This is a genomic window from Pseudomonas sp. NFACC39-1, from assembly GCF_900110355.1.
GTDB classification, from domain to species: Bacteria; Pseudomonadota; Gammaproteobacteria; order Pseudomonadales; family Pseudomonadaceae; genus Aquipseudomonas; species Aquipseudomonas tehranensis.
Genome location: NZ_FODL01000001.1, coordinates 634,997 through 652,171, shown reverse-complemented (window position 1 = coordinate 652,171; position 17,175 = coordinate 634,997). Strand labels below are relative to the sequence as shown.

Below are 17,175 nucleotides of genomic sequence, written 5' to 3'. Positions count from 1 at the left end.
CAGGGATTTGTCCCTGGCCTGTTGGTACGGTTTCCTTGGGAACGGTACCTTACAAGAGGAAAGCCACATGGCACTCAGCGTTGAAGAAAAAGCTCAGATCGTGACCGACTACCAGCAAGCTGTTGGTGATACTGGTTCGCCAGAAGTGCAAGTTGCACTGCTGACCGCCAACATCAACAAACTGCAGGGTCACTTCAAGGCCAACGGTAAAGATCACCACTCCCGTCGTGGTCTGATCCGCATGGTAAACCAGCGTCGTAAGCTGCTGGATTACCTCAAGGGTAAGGACGTAAGTCGTTACAGCACCTTGATCGGTCGCCTGGGTCTGCGTCGCTAATCAGCGATTGCGCTATGAGGTTGGTTGTCTGCCTGTTGCCTGCGTTTTGCGCCGGCAGCCGGCAGGCTCCCAGCCTCAAGTTTTATCTGGACAGTCGTTGGGCCGATTCCCCGCACTGCCCAAGAATTTCGCAAGAAGACAAGTTCCCCAAGAGCCACAAAGAAGGTAGGACACCGTGAACCCGGTAATCAAAAAATTCCAGTTCGGTCAGTCGACCGTTACCCTCGAGACTGGCCGTATCGCCCGTCAGGCCTCCGGCGCAGTGCTGGTCACCGTTGACGACGACGTCAGCGTATTGGTGACCGTTGTCGGTGCCAAGCAAGCCGATCCAGGCAAGGGCTTCTTCCCTCTGTCTGTCCACTACCAGGAAAAGACTTACGCTGCCGGTAAGATCCCTGGCGGTTTCTTCAAGCGCGAAGGCCGTCCTTCCGAGAAGGAAACCCTGACTTCCCGACTGATCGACCGTCCGATCCGTCCGCTTTTCCCTGAAGGTTTCATGAACGAAGTGCAGGTTGTCTGCACCGTCGTTTCCACCAGCAAGAAGACCGATCCGGACATCGCTGCGATGATCGGTACTTCGGCTGCGCTGGCGATCTCCGGCATTCCTTTCGATGGTCCGATCGGCGCTGCCCGCGTTGCGTTCCACGAAAGCACCGGTTACCTGCTGAACCCGACCTACGAGCAACTGAAAGCTTCGAGCCTGGACATGGTCGTGGCCGGTACTTCCGAAGCTGTGCTGATGGTTGAGTCCGAAGCCAAAGAGCTGACCGAAGACCAGATGCTGGGCGCCGTACTGTTCGCCCACGACGAGTTCCAGGTGGTGATCAACGCCGTCAAGGAACTGGCCGCCGAAGCCGCCAAGCCAACCTGGACCTGGGCTCCACAAGCCGAAGCCACCGAACTGCTGGGCGCGATCCGTGCCGAGTTCGGCGAAGCGATCTCCCAGGCTTACACCATCACCGTCAAGGCCGATCGTTATGCGCGCCTGGGCGAGCTGAAAGACCAGGTGGTTGCCAAGCTGTCCGGTGAAGAAGGCCAGCCGACTGCCGCTGAAGTCAAAGCCGCTTTCGGTGAAATCGAATACCGCACCGTTCGCGAAAACATCGTCAACGGCAAGCCACGTATCGACGGTCGCGACACTCGCACCGTGCGTCCTTTGAACATTGAAGTCGGCGTTCTGCCAAAGACCCACGGTTCGGCGCTGTTCACCCGTGGCGAAACCCAGGCCCTGGTCGTTGCAACACTGGGCACCGCCCGTGACGCGCAACTGCTGGACACCCTGGAAGGCGAGAAAAAAGACCCGTTCATGCTGCACTACAACTTCCCTCCGTTCTCGGTGGGCGAGTGTGGTCGCATGGGTGGCGCCGGTCGTCGCGAAATCGGTCACGGCCGTCTGGCCCGTCGTTCGGTCCAGGCCATGCTGCCAGCCGCTGACGTGTTCCCGTACACCATTCGTGTGGTATCGGAAATCACCGAGTCCAACGGTTCGAGCTCCATGGCTTCGGTCTGCGGCGCTTCCCTGGCCCTGATGGACGCCGGTGTGCCGATGAAGGCTCCAGTTGCCGGTATCGCCATGGGTCTGGTGAAAGAAGGCGAGAAGTTCGCCGTCCTGACCGACATCCTGGGTGACGAAGACCACCTGGGCGACATGGACTTCAAAGTGGCCGGTACCGCCAAAGGCGTGACCGCACTGCAGATGGACATCAAGATCAAGGGCATCACCGAAGAGATCATGGAAATCGCCCTGGGCCAAGCCCTGGAAGCGCGCCTGAACATCCTCGGCCAGATGAACCAGATCATTGGTCAGTCGCGTACCGAGTTGTCGGAAAACGCTCCGACCATGATCGCGATGAAAATCGACACCGACAAAATCCGTGATGTCATCGGTAAAGGAGGCGCGACCATCCGTGCGATCTGTGAAGAGACCAAGGCTTCGATCGACATCGAAGACGACGGCTCGATCAAGATCTTCGGCGAAACCAAGGAAGCGGCAGAAGCAGCACGTCAGCGCGTCCTGGGCATCACCGCAGAAGCCGAGATCGGCAAGATCTACGTGGGCAAGGTTGAGCGCATCGTCGACTTCGGCGCGTTCGTCAACATCCTGCCGGGCAAGGACGGTCTGGTTCACATCTCCATGCTGAGCGATGCTCGCGTCGAGAAAGTGACCGATATCCTCAAAGAAGGTCAGGAAGTGGAAGTGCTGGTACTGGACGTGGACAACCGCGGCCGTATCAAGCTGTCCATCAAGGACGTAGCGGCAGCCAAGGCGTCGGGCGTTTAATCACCCCCTCGCTTAGTCGCTGAACAAGCAAACGCCCCGACTGGTTCGGGGCGTTTTGCTGTGCGGCGAAAATCCCTGTGTCGCGGGTTGCCTGGCCGCAGGGGACGATGCTAGGTTTAGCCACCGCCCGTGTAGCTCAGTCGGTAGAGCAGCGCACTCGTAACGCGAAGGTCGCAGGTTCGATTCCTGTCTCGGGCACCATCTCCCCTCGCTATTTCACCTTTCTGCTCAGTTCATCGACAGTGCGTTTGAGCTGATCCATCTCGCGATCCTGATCGCTGAGTTCCCGTTTCAGGGACGAAATTTCGCTGTTGTTCGAGCTCGAGTTGGAGCCGCTGTTGCGCTTGAGTTCTTCCACTTGCTTGGCAAGGTCTTTCAGATCGCTTTCCTGGTCCTTGAGCGTGCGCTTGAGATCCTCAATCTCCTTACTGCTGGAGTTGGAACTGGTCCCACTGTTGCGCTTGAGCTCCTCAATCTGGCGAGCTTGCTCGTGGAGGGTGCGCTTTTGATTTTCCAGTTCGGCGGCGTTGTCCTTCACCGTTTTTGGCAGGTTTTCCAAGGCCCCTACGCTGATGTTGGTCTTGACGAGTATGTCCTTATCAAATGAGTTACGAAGAGCAGGAATTGTGTCTGACGCCAACGGCAAGTCGGAGGTGGCTTCGACAGCGGCTTGAGCAAGGCTGGCCATTGTCAGGCTGCCGAGCAGCAAGGTGGCGGTCGCAAGCCGGGTAGAGGGAAGCTTGGAAAAACTGCGCATCACTGGGTTCCTTGTGAAATGCTGATGTGGCACATGGCTATGACTGGATGTTATGACATATGTTCCCAGCTTCCTGCGCACCTTGCGCAACTGTTTTTTTGTGGGATAGATGTAAAGAGCCGTGTAAATCATCGGCAAAACATCCTATATTCGTGGTTGCACGAGCATCGCCAAGCAGTTTTCAGATGATCCCCGAATGGTTCTGAAGGCCAGGAAAACCGGGCTTGTAACGGTTTCTGCGGCAGAGAGATCCTTGATGATCCAGATCCATCTTCCATTCCCAAGATCAGCGAGAACGCCATGACCGTTAAAGAATTGACCCAGGAAGCCAGGCACGAAGAGGCGCTGAAGAAATACGTGCTGGATGCGCCCCAGTTGCTCGAAGAGATCAAGGACTTGTCCGCCGACGATCAGAAAGACCAGATCCAATGGGCGTTTGAGGATGAGGCCGAAGCCCAGGGGTTACAGCCTTGGGAGTTGACGCTCAAGTACACCAGCACACCTGAAGAGTTCGAGGAACAGCGCCTTGCCTTGCACAAGGAAGCGGCCGAGGTGCTGGGTGTGGAATGGGATGAATACTGCGAGATGAATAATCTTGTAGTTTGAGAGCAGCTACAAGCTACAAGCTGCAAGACAAGCGTCACACCGCTTGAAGCTTGCAGCTTGAGCCTTGAAGCTGCTCAGAGACTGAGCCGCATCGACAGGTCCACCGCTTTCACATCCTTGGTCATTGCCCCGATCGAGATGTAGTCCACCCCGGTCTCGGCAATCGGGCGCAACGTGCTTTCGTTGATCCCGCCGCTGGCCTCCAGCTTCGCTTTGCCGCCGTTCAGGCGCACGGCTTCGCGCATGTCATCCAGGCTCAGTTCGTCGAGCATGATGATGTCGGCATTGGCCGCCAGCGCTTCTTTCAATTCGGCCAGGCTTTCCACTTCGATTTCCACCGGTTTGCCCGGGGCGATCTTGTGGGCGGCGGCAATGGCCTGGGCGATGCCGCCGCAGGCGGCGATGTGGTTTTCCTTGATCAGGAAGGCATCGTAGAGGCCGATGCGGTGATTATGGCAGCCGCCGCAGGTGACGGCGTACTTCTGGGCCAGGCGCAGGCCAGGGAGGGTTTTGCGAGTGTCCAGCAGCTTGACCTGGGTGTCGGCAACAAAGTCGGCCAGGTAGCGGGCCCGGGTGGCCACGCCAGAAAGCATCTGCAGAAAGTTCAGCGCGCTGCGTTCGCCGGTGAGCAGCGAGCGGGCCGGGCCTTCGAGGTGGAACAGCGCCTGGTCGGGGCTTGCCCGGTCGCCATCGCGCACTTGCCAATGCACGGCGACGCGCGGGTCCAGTTGCCGGAACACGGCATCGACCCAGGCCGTGCCGCTGATGACCGCGGTGTCCCGGGTAATGATGGTGGCTTTGGCCAGGCGTTCGGCGGGGATCAGTTGCGCGGTGATGTCGCCGCTGCCGATGTCTTCGAGCAACGCGCGGCGCACGTTAGCCTCGATTTCGGCGGTCAGATCGGCGAGACGTAGATTCGGCATAACGGGCTCCACAAACAAAGTGGCCCGATTATAGGGCCAGTGGCTTGTCTCACAAACAATGTTCCTTATGGGTGGCAGCGCCGGACGTCTGCGCCAGGCATTGAAACCTGCATTTGGTCGCATCCTCGCAACATTTCCCCGATTGTTTGGTCACTTATTGCGGAGTATTTCGACCTGGGTCACAGAGTCTGCTGGCATGACCGGGTTCTTTTACCAGATAATCCGCCTTTCGATTGACGTCATGGCTTTGACGTTTTGGGCGCAAGCGCACCCTTTCAGGAGACCAGGATGCACAACGACGGGAATGTAGTGCCCTTGCACAAGGCTTCTACCGATCAGGCGAACCGTTCGCCGCTCGCCCGCCTGCCTGTGATTCTGCTTCAGGTGCGCGACAAGGCCGCCCAGCAGTTGCGCCTTGGCTTGCAGGGGCTGTTCGACAATGCCGACGACACGCTGTTTGAAATGGCCGATCGGGCGCGCAACGATGTCGATCAGAACCTGTTCTTCGAAGCCATGCGGGACTTGCGCCTCAAGCGCAAAAGCATTGAGCGCGAATTTATCGAGCAGTTTTTCGAAGCGTTCGTCAGCCTCGCCCAATACGATCCAACCCAAGCCACTTTGGTGCCGGCGCAGGCCTGCGGCCCTCAGGTTCAGCGCACGCATGATGACCTGGAGCGTCATCTGGCGGTGGAGGCCATGGTCACCCGCGTGCTCAGTCGCGATAGCGTGGCTCTTGAGCAACTGACGGCGCGGCTCAGCGTCCTGTTGACCAGGCCGCTGGCAAACCAGCAGAACCCTTTGAGCCCGGCGCTGCTGTGTGAAAATTTTCTACAGGCCGGTCGCAACCTGGGGGTGGAGATCAAGGTCAAGCTGATCCTGCTCAAATTGTTCGAGCGCTATGTGCTCAGCGAGTGCGATCAACTGTATACCGAGGCCAACCAGTTGCTGGCCGCTACGGGCATCCTGCCGGATCTCAAGATTTCACCATCGCGACGGGCCTCGGATCGCACCGATGACGCCCCGCGTACCAAGACTGAAAGTGCCGGCCCCAAGGCTGCCGAAGTCGATGACAGCGTGCAGGAAGTGTTTGCTGCGTTGCAGAAACTATTGATGCAGGTACGTGGCAGTGTGGCGCCGACCCTGGAGGCCAGCGCACCGGCCCAGCCGATCTCGACCCGTGATTTGCTGCGCCTGCTTTCCCATTTGCAGCAGTACGTGCCGGCGCCAGCCATCGAGGATGAGTTCGACCTGCGCAGCCAGCTCGAGCAACTGCTGACCCGGGTGAGCGTGCGAAGCGGCAAGTCGCGGGTGGTCGACGACGCCGATGAAGACGTGATCAACCTGATCTCGATGATGTTTGAATTCATTCTCGACGACCATAACCTGCCGGACTCCTTCAAGGCGTTGATCGGTCGTCTGCAGATTCCGATGCTCAAGGTTGCGGTGCAGGACAAGAGCTTTTTCAGCCGGGGCAATCATCCGGCCCGTCGGCTGCTCAATGAAATCGCCGCTGCTGCCACGGGCTGGGGCGATTGCGACGACCATCAGCGCGACAGCCTCTATCTGCGCATTGAACAGGTGGTGCAGCGGTTGTTGAATGATTTTGTCGATGATCCGGCGATCTTCTCTGAATTGCTGGCCGATTTCCTCGCCTTCACCAGCGATGAAAGACGTCGCAGCGAACTGCTCGAACAGCGCATTCGTGACGCCGAAGAAGGTCGGGCCAAGGCCGAATTGGCGCGCCTGCGCGTTGAAGGCGTGCTGAACCAGGTCATGCTGGGCAAAGTGTTGCCGCAGGCGGTGGTGGAGTTCGTGCAGCACGCCTGGAGCCAGGTGTTATTGCTGACCTGCTTCAAGCACGGCAAATATTCAGCCGAGTGGCAGGCCGACGTTTTGACGCTGGAACAACTGATCTGGAGCGTTCAGCCTCACGAAGAACCGGATGCCGGCCTGCGTTTGCTGACGATAGTGCCGCAGTTGCTCAAAGCCTTGCGTGAAGGCCTGAGCCGTTCGGCGTTCGACCCGTTTGCCACCAGCGAATTTTTCAGCGAGCTGGAAACCCTCCACGTGCTGGCCCTCGAACGCATGGGACAGGCAACGGAACAAACCCAGTCGTTAAATTCGCCGGCCATGGTCCTGGTCTCGGAGAAAGTTGTCCTGCGCACCGCTCAAAAGGCTTCGGAGGACACTGCGGTGCACCTGCCGGCCGATGATGTGGGCCTGCTTCAGGTCGATCAGTTGCGATTGGGAAGCTGGGTTGAGTTCCAGGAGGACGATGACAACAGCTTGCGTTGCAAACTGGCGGCGATCATCGAGGCCACCGGCAAATACGTCTTCGTCAACCGCACCGGCCTTAAAGTGCTGGAGCACAGCCGCACCAGCCTGGCCCTGGAGTTTCGCCGGAGCACGGCGCGTCTGTTGGACGACACCTTGCTGTTCGACCGGGCGCTGGAATCGGTGCTGGGCAATCTGCGTCAGCTCAATCGCGGCAAGTGATCGCACAGCCAGGGCCGATCGCGGCATACTGGCGGCATTCACTGACGTCATCGAAGGAACCTGTATGCAGTTGGACCCCGCCAGTGGTTGGTGCGATGGCGTGCGGCATTGCCCATCACCCAACTTCAATGCGCGCCCCGAGGGCGAAATTTCACTGCTGGTGATCCACAACATCAGCCTGCCGCCGGCACAGTTTTCCACGGGCAAGGTGCAGGAGTTTTTCCAGAATCGTCTGGATGTCACGCAACATCCCTATTTTGCCGGTATCGCCGATCTGCGAGTGTCTGCGCATTTTCTGATCGAGCGTGACGGCGCGGTTACCCAGTTTGTTTCCTGTCTGGATCGTGCCTGGCACGCGGGCGTTTCGTGCTTTGAAGGGCGGGAGACGTGCAACGATTTTTCCCTGGGCATCGAGCTGGAAGGCACCGATGATCTGCCCTTCACTGACGCGCAATATGCCGCCTTGGTCTGCCTGACCCGGCAGTTGCAGGCGGCGTTCAAGGCGATCACGCTGCAGCGCATCTGCGGGCACAGCGACATCGCTCCGGGTCGCAAGACCGATCCGGGACCGGCATTCGACTGGGTGCGCTACCGCGCGGCCCTGACAGAAGGGGAAGGGCAATGAGTTTTCTGGTACTGCTGCTGGCGATCTGGATCGAGAAGTTCTCGGCGTTGCGCCATCGGGTCCAGCGTGACGGCGGTTGGCTGCGCGAACTGAACAAACTCGAGACTGGCCCGCGCTGGGTCAACCGGCCCTGGCTGGTGCTGATTGTGCTGATCCTGCTGCCGGTGGCGCTGTTGGCTCTGTTGCTGTGGGTGTTGGAACCGGTGGCCTATGGTCTGCTGGCTTTGCCGGTGCATCTGCTGGTGGTGATTTACAGCCTGGGTCGAGGGGATCTGCTCGCTGACCTGGGGCCGTTTCGTGACGCCTGGCGGCGGGAAGACCTGCAAGCGGCCGACCATGTGGCCAAGCGCGATCTGAATATTGAGGCCGATAGTGGCGAGCAGTTGCTAGAGCGGGTCCAGGGGCATCTGCTGTGGCAGGCTTATCAGAGTTTTTTTGCGGTAATTTTCTGGTATTTCCTGCTGGGGCCGGTCGCGGCGCTGAGCTATCGCCTGCTGGCGCTGGCGGCCGAGCACAGTCAGAACCCCGGCGTGGCGGAGCGGGCGACGCAACTGCGTCATGCCTTCGATTGGGTGCCGGTGCGGCTGCTGACCGCAAGCTTCGCCCTGGTGGGCAACTTCGTAGCAGTCAGCCGGGTCATGCTGCATGAGTTGCTGAACTGGAACATCAGCGCGGCAGACCTGATCGGCAAGGTCGGGCTGGTGGCTGGCGAGATTCCCGACCCTGTTGCCGGGCCGGACGGCATCAACAGCCTGGATCGGCTGTGGGAGCTGTTGTTGCGTGCCGCGGTGCTCTGGTATGCCGGGTTTGCGTTGTGGACGCTGCTGGCTTAGGCGAGCGCACGCTCTGTGGCGAGGGGATTTATCCCCGCTGGGATGCGCAGCAGCCCCATTGATTGCGGGCTTTAAGATAGCTAGGGGCCGCTTCGCGCCCCAGCGGGGATAAATCCCCTCGCCACAAGAACCGTGCCACGGCTCGTCGTTAACCTTAAGTTACAAATCTTCCCGCCGATTTAGGCTATACAGGGACAGCGCCCAAATAGTGGCTATCTGCTGTCTCTGTGCGCCTGCCCATAAAAACAAGAAATACAACCGGGAGACTTCCTTGTGAAGAGTTTGCTCTGGCCCGCCGTCGCGCTGATGAACCGCCTGAGCTTCGGCATGAAGTTCAGCTTGATCAGCGTGTTGTTCCTGCTGCCGATGCTGGTGACCAATTTCTTTTTGGTGCGCGAGTCCTATCGCGAATTCCAGGGCACGCAAGTGGAGCTGCAAAGCCTCGATCTGCTGGGCAACAGCCTGACCCTACGGCGCGACCTGGAAACCCTGAACAATCTGGTGCAGATCAATGCCAGCCTCGGTCAGTCCGGCAAGGCCGGGGACGTGGAGGCGAAGATCGGCACCCTTGAAAAACAGGTCCTGGCGCGGTTGCAGAGCTTGAACGCCATGGCCGTCGATCCTGAACAGGTCAGCGCGTTCGCTGCCAAGCGCGACGAAATGATTGCCGCTTTCAAGGCCCAGCAGGCCGAGCGCTCCCTGCAAAGCAAAAGCGCACTGATCGGCAAGCTGCTCAACAGCGCGCAGATGTTCAGTCAAATCATCGCCAGCCAGGCTGGCCTGAGCCGCGACAATCAGGGCGACATCCGCCAACTGAGCGAATTGATCATCGGCGTGACCCCCAACGTTACCCAAACCCTGGGTGAAGGCCGTGCGCTGGGCGCTGCGTCCCTGGGCCTGGGCTTTCTCAATTCGGCGTCGAGCACCCGGTTCGACGAGTTGCTGGGGCAAATCGAAAAGCTGCAGGGTGAATACGACCTCAAGCTCCAGGACGCCCTGGGTTCCAGCAAGGCGGCCGAGCAGGCGCTTGCCACTCAGGCCGAAGGCAGCAAGGCGACCCTGAAGAAAGCCGCAGAACTGATCGAAGAGCAGGTGGTGATGGCTGACACGCTGGATGCACCCTGGCTGCCGTTTTACGAGCAGGTCAGCAGCCTGATGGAGCAGACCTACCGACTGAACGATGTGACCCTGGGTTTTCTGGACGTGCAGTTGCAGCATCGCCTGGAGCAGAATCGCAGCCACATGGTGCTGCAAGCGGTGGCGCTGGTCGCCGTATTTCTGCTGATCTTTTACCTCTACGCCGGCTTCTACGCCTCGACCCGCACCACCCTCAAACATCTCGGCGAGATGATGGACAAGGTCGCAGCGGGCGACATGACGGTCAACTTCGTGGCGCGCAGCAAGGATGAGTTGGGCGAGTTGGGTGAAGTGTTCAATGGCACGGTGGCGAAGATCCATGACCTGATCGAACAGGTCGGCCGGACCGTTGCCGAGGTCGAGCGCCAGGCCGGGCAGGTGGAGGCGGTGTCGGCCCAGAGCAACCAGGCGGTGTCCGGGCAGCGCAGTCAGATCGAACTGGTCGCCACGGCGATGAACCAGATGTCGGCCACCGCCCAGGAAGTGGCTCGCAGCGCCGCCGCTGCGGTCAGTAGCGCCCACAGCGTGAACGACGAAACCCTCAGCGGGCGCGGGCTGGTGGAGTCGCAACAGAGCAGCATCGTGCGCCTGGCCAGCGAGATCGATCAGTCGGTGCAGGTGATCAATCAACTGGCGACTGACAGCCAGGCCATCAGCCGTGTGCTGGACGTGATCAAGAGCATCGCCGAACAGACCAACCTGCTGGCGCTCAACGCCGCGATCGAAGCCGCGCGCGCCGGAGAGCAGGGGCGCGGTTTCGCGGTGGTGGCTGACGAAGTGCGGACCCTGGCCAAGCGCACCCAGCAATCGACCGAAGAAATCGAAGAAATGATCACCCGCCTGCACGGCGGCGTGGGCGCTGCCGTCAAAGCCATGGGTACCAGTCATGAGATGGCCAGTGGCACGGTGGGGCAGTCGGAAAAGGTCCAGCAGGCGCTGGAAAATATCCTCGGCGCCGTCGGTATGATCGTCGACCAGAACCAGCAGATCGCCGCCGCGGTGGAGCAGCAAACGGCCGTGGCCCATGACATCGACCAGAACATCGTCGAGATCAACCGCGCCGGTGAACGCACCGCCGAAGGCGCGCACCAGACGGAGGACGCCAGCCGTGAGTTGTCCGCCCAGGTGGTGCAGCTCAAGCAGTTGATCAATGCGTTTCGGGTGTGATTCTGGCTGATTCGCCGCAAATCCAATGTGGGAGCGGGCTTGCTCGCGAAGGCGTTGTGTCAGTCAATGATGAGATCACCTGATACACCGCCTTCGCGAGCAAGCCCGCTCCCACAGGGGGTCACCAATTGAACAATTGGCTGGCGTTGGCCGTGCTGGCTTCTGCCAACTGCTCAGGGCTGATCGACATAATCCCAGCCAGTGCTTCACAAATGGCCGGCAAATGCGTCGGGCTGTTGCGTTGGCCGGGGAACATCGCCGGGGCCATGTCCGGCGAATCGGTTTCCAGCACCACCGTGTCCAGCGGCAGTTTTGCCAGTACCCGATGCATGCGCAGGGCCTGAGGCCAAGTGGCGGCGCCACCGAGGCCGAGCTTGAAGCCGAGCTTGATGTACTCGCGAGCCTCCTCAAAACTGCCGGCGAAGGCGTGGATAATCCCCCCGCGCTTGAGGCCTATGCGCTTGAGCGTAGCGATCACGGCGGCATGGCTGCGGCGCACGTGGATCAACGCCGGCAATTCGAATTCCGCCGCCAGTTGCAGTTGCGCCTCGAACAATGCCTGCTGGCGCTCCCGATCCAGGGTTTCGATGTAGTAATCGAGGCCGATTTCCCCCACCGCACACAACTGCCGATGCCCAGCCAGGCGGATCAGCCACTGGCGCAATTGCCCCAGGTCATCGGGGCGGTGCTGATCGAGATACACCGGATGCAGGCCCAGCGCGGCGTACAGGTCCGGGTCGCCTTGCACCAGATCCCAGACCCGTTGCCAGTTCTCCCGATACACCCCCAGCACGACCATCTGCCGGACGCCCAAGGCGCGGCTTTCGGCCAGCAGCGCCGGGCGATCCGCATCGAAGTCGGGGAAATCCAGATGGGTGTGGGTATCGATCAGTTCCATGCTTCAATCCTGAAGAATGCTCAGCCCTGATGAATGCGCTGCTTGAACGTGCGTGCGATGGCCTGCACACCGGGTTGGTAATCATCGTTTTCGATGGCGGCCAGGGCCAGCGCCAGGGCCTTGTCGGCGATCAGTTGATGCTGCTGGGACATGGCGTTGACCGGCAGTGGCAGGAAGTCCAGCAGTTGCGTATCACCAAAGGTGCCCAACCGTAGCGGACGCGACTTGAGCGGGAAGTCGTGCAGGGCGTCGAACACCCCTTGCAGCAGCACATAGGAGGTGGTGATCAACGCATCAGGCAGGTGTCCCAGTCGCGCAAGCAATTCTTCCATCAACTGGCGGCCGCATTCACGGCTGAACGACTCGCCGTGCTCGATCAGCACCTGGCCTTCGAACCCGGCCAGGGCTTCGTTGAACCCGGCGGTGCGTTCCTGGCTGATGCTCAATTCGGGCCGGGCGCTGATCAGCGCGATCTGGCGGGGATTGGTTTGCAGCAGGCTACGGGTCAGTTGCAGGCTGGCCTGGCGGTCATCGCTGATCACCGAGCAGAAGTGCGCAGGCTCCATCACCCGGTCGATGGCGATGATCGGGATACCCTTGGCCTGCAACTGGCGATAACTGTCGTCCCCGGCCGGCAAACAACTGGCGACGATCAGCGCGTCGCAGCGCCGGGCGCGGAACAGTTGCAACAGTTGTCGTTCGCTCTCGGGCGCATCGTCGGAGCTGGCGATCAGCAACTGATAGCCCCGCGCTCGGGCACCCTGTTCCAGCAGTTTGGCGATGCGCGCGTAACTGGGGTTTTCCAGGTCCGGGAGGATGAAACCCAGCGTGCGCGTATGCCGGCTGCGCAACCCGGCAGCCTGGGGGTTGGGCGTGAAGCCATGCTCCTCGACCACGGCGCGCACGCGTTCGACGGTGGCGCTACTGATGCGTTGCTGTTCGGCCTTGCCATTGATGACATAGCTGGCGGTGGTCACGGACACACCGGCCAACTGGGCGATATCACTGAGTTTCAACCCGGTTTTCCTTGTTTTTTCGAGTTTGCCCCGACAATGAGGGGCATCCTACCCGATTCAGGATGACGGTTGCTGTCGCAACGGCGGCGACAAGTTGCACTTCAAGGATGAGAGATTATCGAGTAACGTGCCAATCTTTCTAGATTAAACGTTTCAGCAAGCGTATTTTCAAGGTTAGCAGGATTTTTTGGCCCGTCTGCCGCGATAGCGCCAAAAGCCGTCCTGTAACGCTAAGCTGATTCATTCAAAACAATACCTGGCGCCAACCCGACGCCAAAAAGGAGAAAGCATGCTCGAGCTCACTCTAGAGCAGATATCCATGGCCCAGACGGCTGTGGATAAAGACGCCGCGCTGCAATTGCTCGCTGACAAACTGGTGGCCGATGGCCTGGTAGCCGAGGGTTACCTGGCCGGTCTGCAGGCTCGCGAGGCCCAGGGCTCGACCTTTCTTGGCCAAGGTATTGCCATCCCCCACGGCACCCCGCAAACCCGCGATCTGGTTTACTCCACCGGCGTGCGTTTGCTGCAGTTCCCTGAGGGGGTGGACTGGGGCGACGGGCAGATCGTTTACCTGGCGATCGGCATCGCGGCCAAGTCCGACGAACACTTGCGTCTGCTGCAATTGTTGACCCGGGCCCTGGGGGAAACTGACCTGGGCCAGGCCCTGCGCCGCGCCGGTTCGCCCGAAGCACTGTTGAAGCTGTTGCAAGGCGCCCCGCAAGAATTGGCCCTGGATGCGCAGATGATCGGCCTTGGCGTGTCGGCCGACGACTTCGAAGAGTTGGTCTGGCGCGGTGCCCGTCTGCTGCGCCAAGCCGACTGTGTGAGCAACGGCTTTGCCGGTGTGTTGCAGCAGGTCGAGGCGTTGCCGTTGGGCGATGGTTTGTGGTGGCTGCACAGCGAACAGACCGTCAAGCGTCCGGGCCTGGCCTTCGTCACGCCGGACAAGCCCATCCGTTACCTCGGTCAGCCCTTGAGCGGTCTGTTCTGTCTCGCCAGCCTCGGCGAGGCGCACCAGGCCTTGCTCGAAAGGCTCTGTGCGTTGTTGATCGAAGGTCGCGGTCATGAACTGGGGCGCGCCACCAGCAGCCGCAAGGTCCTGGAAGTGTTGGGCGGCGAACTGCCCGCCGATTGGCCCAGCGCCCGCATCGGCCTGGCCAATGCCCATGGTTTGCACGCGCGTCCGGCGAAGATCCTCGCGCAACTGGCGAAAAGCTTCGAAGGCGAGATCCGCGTGCGCATCGTCGACGGCCAGGACAGCGCCGTGTCGGTCAAGAGCCTGAGCAAGTTACTGAGCCTGGGCGCCCGTCGCGGCCAGGTCCTGGAGTTCATCGCCGAACCGAGCATCGCCGCTGACGCCTTGCCGGCGCTGCTGGCCGCGATCGAGGAAGGCCTGGGCGAAGAGGTCGAGCCGCTGCCGCCACCGAGTGCGCCACAACAAACCACCATGGCCGAAGTGGCTACCGTCATGCTGGCGCCGGAGTCCGGCAGTTTGATCCAGGCCGTTGCCGCCGCGCCGGGCATTGCCATCGGCCCGGCCCATATCCAGGTGTTGCAGGCCTTCGATTATCCGTTGCGCGGCGAGTCGGCAGCCATCGAGCGTGAGCGCCTGCAAAACGCCTTGAACCAAGTGCGCCGCGATATCGAAGGTCTGGTCGAACGCGCCAAGGCCAAGGCCATCCGCGAAATCTTTATCACCCATCAGGAGATGCTCGACGATCCGGCGCTGACCGATGAGGTCGACACCCGATTGAAGCTGGGCGAAAGTGCGCAAGCGGCGTGGATGGGCGTGATCGAAGCGGCTGCCAAAGAACAGGAAGCGTTGCAGGACGCGCTGCTCGCCGAACGTGCCGCCGACCTGCGGGACGTCGGTCGACGTGTGCTGGCGCAATTGTGCGGCGTCGAAACCCCGAGCGAACCCGAGCAACCTTACATTCTGGTGATGGACGAAGTGGGTCCATCCGACGTCGCCCGTCTGGACCCCGCCCGCGTAGCGGGGATTCTCACCGCGCGCGGCGGCGCCACCGCCCACAGCGCCATCGTCGCCCGAGCCTTGGGTATCCCGGCGCTGGTGGGGGCCGGGGCGGCGGTGTTGCTGCTGGCACCGGGCACTTCCCTGTTGTTGGACGGCCAGCGCGGTCGCTTGCACGTGGACCCCGACGCGCCCACGCTGCAACGGGCCACCGAAGAGCGCGACACCCGCGAGCAACGTCTCAAGGTTGCTGCCGAACAACGTCATCAACCGGCGTTGACCCGTGACGGCCACGCCGTGGAAGTATTCGCCAACATCGGCGAGAGCGCCGGTGTCGCCAGTGCGGTGGAGCAGGGCGCCGAAGGCATCGGCCTGTTGCGCACCGAACTGATTTTCATGGCTCACACCCAGGCGCCCGATGAAGCGACTCAGGAAGCCGAATACCGCAAGGTGCTCGATGGCCTGGCCGGGCGGCCGCTGGTGGTGCGTACCCTCGATGTGGGCGGCGACAAACCGCTGCCGTACTGGCCGATCGCGAAAGAAGAAAACCCGTTCCTCGGCGTGCGTGGCATTCGCCTGACTTTGCAGCGTCCGCAAGTCATGGAAGCGCAATTGCGCGCCTTGTTGCGTTCGGCGGACAACCGTCCGTTGCGGATCATGTTCCCGATGGTCGGCAGCGTCGATGAGTGGCGTCAGGCCCGGGACATGACCGAGCGCCTGCGTCTGGAGATCCCGGTGGCGGACCTGCAACTGGGGATCATGATCGAGGTGCCATCCGCAGCACTGCTGGCGCCGGTGCTGGCCAAGGAAGTCGACTTCTTCAGTGTCGGCACCAACGACCTGACGCAATACACCCTGGCCATCGACCGCGGTCACCCAACCCTTTCGGCCCAGGCTGACGGCCTGCACCCGGCGGTGCTGCAACTGATCGACATCACCGTGCGTGCCGCCCATGCCCATGGCAAATGGGTTGGCGTGTGCGGTGAGCTGGCGGCCGATCCGCTGGCGGTGCCGGTGCTGGTGGGCTTGGGCGTAGACGAGCTGAGCGTTTCGGCCCGCAGCATTGCCGAGGTCAAGGCGCGGGTGCGCGAAGTGAGTCTGGCGCAGGTGAAAATCCTGGCCCAAGAGGCCTTGGCCGTGGGCAGCGCCAATGACGTGCGCGCATTAGTGGAGGCGCTGTAATGGCCAAGATCCTTACCCTGACCCTCAACCCGGCGCTCGACCTCACGGTGGAGCTGGCGCGGCTGGAACCCGGTCAGGTCAACCGCAGCGATGCCATGCACAGCCACGCCGCCGGCAAGGGCGTGAATGTGGCCCAGGTGCTGGCTGACCTCGGTCACACAGTGACCGTCAGTGGTTTTCTCGGTGAAGACAACGCCCAGGCGTTCGACACGCTGTTCGCCCAGCGCGGTTTTGTCGACGCCTTTATTCGCGTGCCCGGGGAGACTCGCAGCAACATCAAGCTGGCCGAGCAGGACGGACGCATCACTGACCTCAACGGTCCAGGCCCGGTGATTGATGACGCCGCGCAGCAAGCGTTGCTTGAGCGACTGGAACAAATCGCCCCAGGCCACGATGTCGTGGTGGTGGCGGGCAGCCTGCCCCGGGGCGTCAGCCCACAATGGTTGCAGGCGCTGATCATTCGCTTGAAGGCATTGGGCTTGAACGTAGCTCTCGACACCAGTGGTGAAGCCTTGCGCGTCGCCCTCGCAGCGGGACCGTGGCTGATCAAGCCAAACACCGAGGAACTGGCCGATGCGCTGGGTTGCGAGGTGGTGAGCGAACTGGCCCAGGCTGAAGCGGCGCAACGCCTGCACGCCCAAGGCATCGAGCACGTGGTGATTTCCCACGGCGCCGACGGTGTGAACTGGTTCAGTGTCGGTTCAGCGTTGCATGCTTCGCCGCCCAAGGTCACCGTCGCCAGCACCGTGGGGGCCGGCGATTCGCTGCTGGCCGGCATGCTGCATGGCCTGCTCAGTGCCGACACACCGCAGCAGACCTTGCGCACCGCCACGGCCATTGCCGCGATGGCCGTGACGCAGATCGGTTTTGGTATCCATGACACCGCGTTGCTGGCGTCGCTTGAACAGGGCGTGCGCGTGCGCCCCCTGACCGAACAATAAGAGG

Annotated in this window: 13 protein-coding genes, 1 tRNA gene and 1 pseudogene; 11 read left to right on the top strand and 4 right to left on the bottom strand. The window is 61.1% G+C overall.

Features of this window, described 5'->3' with window-relative positions:
- Positions 1–67 precede the first annotated feature (67 nt).
- The 3 genes from rpsO to BMY45_RS02865 all read left to right on the top strand — a co-directional run bounded on the left by rpsO (position 68) and on the right by BMY45_RS02865 (position 2,819).
- The gene (gene rpsO, locus BMY45_RS02875) at positions 68–337 is read left to right on the top strand and encodes a 30S ribosomal protein S15 (protein WP_024684882.1); all 270 of its coding nucleotides are present in this window, start codon (positions 68–70) and stop codon (positions 335–337) included.
- A 175-nt stretch (positions 338–512) separates the two neighbouring features.
- Complete coding sequence (gene pnp / locus BMY45_RS02870) at positions 513–2,618, top strand: polyribonucleotide nucleotidyltransferase (RefSeq protein ID WP_047229052.1); 2,106 nt, start codon at positions 513–515, stop codon at positions 2,616–2,618.
- A 125-nt stretch (positions 2,619–2,743) separates the two neighbouring features.
- A tRNA-Thr gene (locus tag BMY45_RS02865) sits at positions 2,744–2,819 on the top strand.
- A 10-nt stretch (positions 2,820–2,829) separates the two neighbouring features.
- On the opposite strand, the gene BMY45_RS02860 is transcribed toward BMY45_RS02865, so the two are convergent.
- Positions 2,830–3,375 (bottom strand): hypothetical protein, encoded by a 546-nt coding sequence (locus BMY45_RS02860; protein ID WP_092394269.1) that lies wholly within the window; start codon positions 3,373–3,375, stop codon positions 2,830–2,832.
- A gap of 300 nt (positions 3,376–3,675) precedes the next feature.
- On the opposite strand from BMY45_RS02860, the gene BMY45_RS02855 reads away from it, so the two are divergent.
- Positions 3,676–3,981, top strand: coding sequence for a DUF6388 family protein (locus BMY45_RS02855; RefSeq protein ID WP_092394266.1), 306 nt, complete (start codon positions 3,676–3,678; stop codon positions 3,979–3,981).
- A 74-nt stretch (positions 3,982–4,055) separates the two neighbouring features.
- Here BMY45_RS02855 and nadC read toward each other — a convergent pair whose 3' ends face one another.
- Entirely contained in the window at positions 4,056–4,904 is an 849-nt protein-coding gene (gene nadC, locus BMY45_RS02850) for a carboxylating nicotinate-nucleotide diphosphorylase (protein ID WP_092394263.1), read from the bottom strand.
- Positions 4,905–5,192: 288 nt separating this feature from the next.
- Between nadC and BMY45_RS02845 the strand changes: the two genes are divergently transcribed.
- The 5 genes and pseudogenes from BMY45_RS02845 (at position 5,193) to BMY45_RS28560 (ending at position 11,162) form a co-directional block, all read left to right on the top strand.
- Positions 5,193–7,400: a DUF1631 domain-containing protein gene (locus tag BMY45_RS02845; protein WP_092394260.1), complete on the top strand. Its 2,208-nt coding sequence runs from the start codon at positions 5,193–5,195 to the stop codon at positions 7,398–7,400.
- A gap of 64 nt (positions 7,401–7,464) precedes the next feature.
- A complete protein-coding gene (ampD, locus tag BMY45_RS02840) occupies positions 7,465–8,025 on the top strand; it encodes a 1,6-anhydro-N-acetylmuramyl-L-alanine amidase AmpD (protein ID WP_092394257.1) in 561 nt (186 codons plus the stop codon).
- Positions 8,022–8,858, top strand: a complete 837-nt coding sequence (gene ampE, locus BMY45_RS02835) for a regulatory signaling modulator protein AmpE (protein WP_092394254.1) — start codon at positions 8,022–8,024, stop codon at positions 8,856–8,858. The genes ampD and ampE overlap by 4 nt, the downstream gene beginning before the upstream one ends.
- A 306-nt stretch (positions 8,859–9,164) precedes the next feature.
- Positions 9,165–10,256: pseudogene (locus tag BMY45_RS28565) on the top strand (methyl-accepting chemotaxis protein); the annotation flags it as partial.
- Complete coding sequence (locus BMY45_RS28560) at positions 10,233–11,162, top strand: methyl-accepting chemotaxis protein (protein ID WP_370695208.1); 930 nt, start codon at positions 10,233–10,235, stop codon at positions 11,160–11,162. The pseudogene BMY45_RS28565 and the gene BMY45_RS28560, both read left to right, overlap by 24 nt.
- Positions 11,163–11,283: 121 nt before the next feature.
- Here the strand turns inward: BMY45_RS28560 and BMY45_RS02825 are convergent, their stop codons facing one another.
- Positions 11,284–12,060 (bottom strand): TatD family hydrolase, encoded by a 777-nt coding sequence (locus tag BMY45_RS02825; RefSeq protein WP_092394248.1) that lies wholly within the window; start codon positions 12,058–12,060, stop codon positions 11,284–11,286.
- A gap of 20 nt (positions 12,061–12,080) precedes the next feature.
- Entirely contained in the window at positions 12,081–13,076 is a 996-nt protein-coding gene (gene cra / locus BMY45_RS02820) for a catabolite repressor/activator (RefSeq protein WP_092394245.1), read from the bottom strand.
- Between the two features lie 289 nt (positions 13,077–13,365).
- Here cra and ptsP point away from each other — a divergent pair, with 289 nt between their 5' ends.
- Together ptsP and pfkB are read left to right on the top strand one after the other, a co-directional pair.
- Positions 13,366–16,230, top strand: a complete 2,865-nt coding sequence (gene ptsP, locus BMY45_RS02815) for a phosphoenolpyruvate--protein phosphotransferase (RefSeq protein ID WP_092394242.1) — start codon at positions 13,366–13,368, stop codon at positions 16,228–16,230.
- A complete protein-coding gene (gene pfkB, locus BMY45_RS02810) occupies positions 16,230–17,171 on the top strand; it encodes a 1-phosphofructokinase (protein ID WP_092394239.1) in 942 nt (313 codons plus the stop codon). The genes ptsP and pfkB overlap by 1 nt, the downstream gene beginning before the upstream one ends.
- The last annotated feature ends 4 nt before the right edge of the window (positions 17,172–17,175 follow it).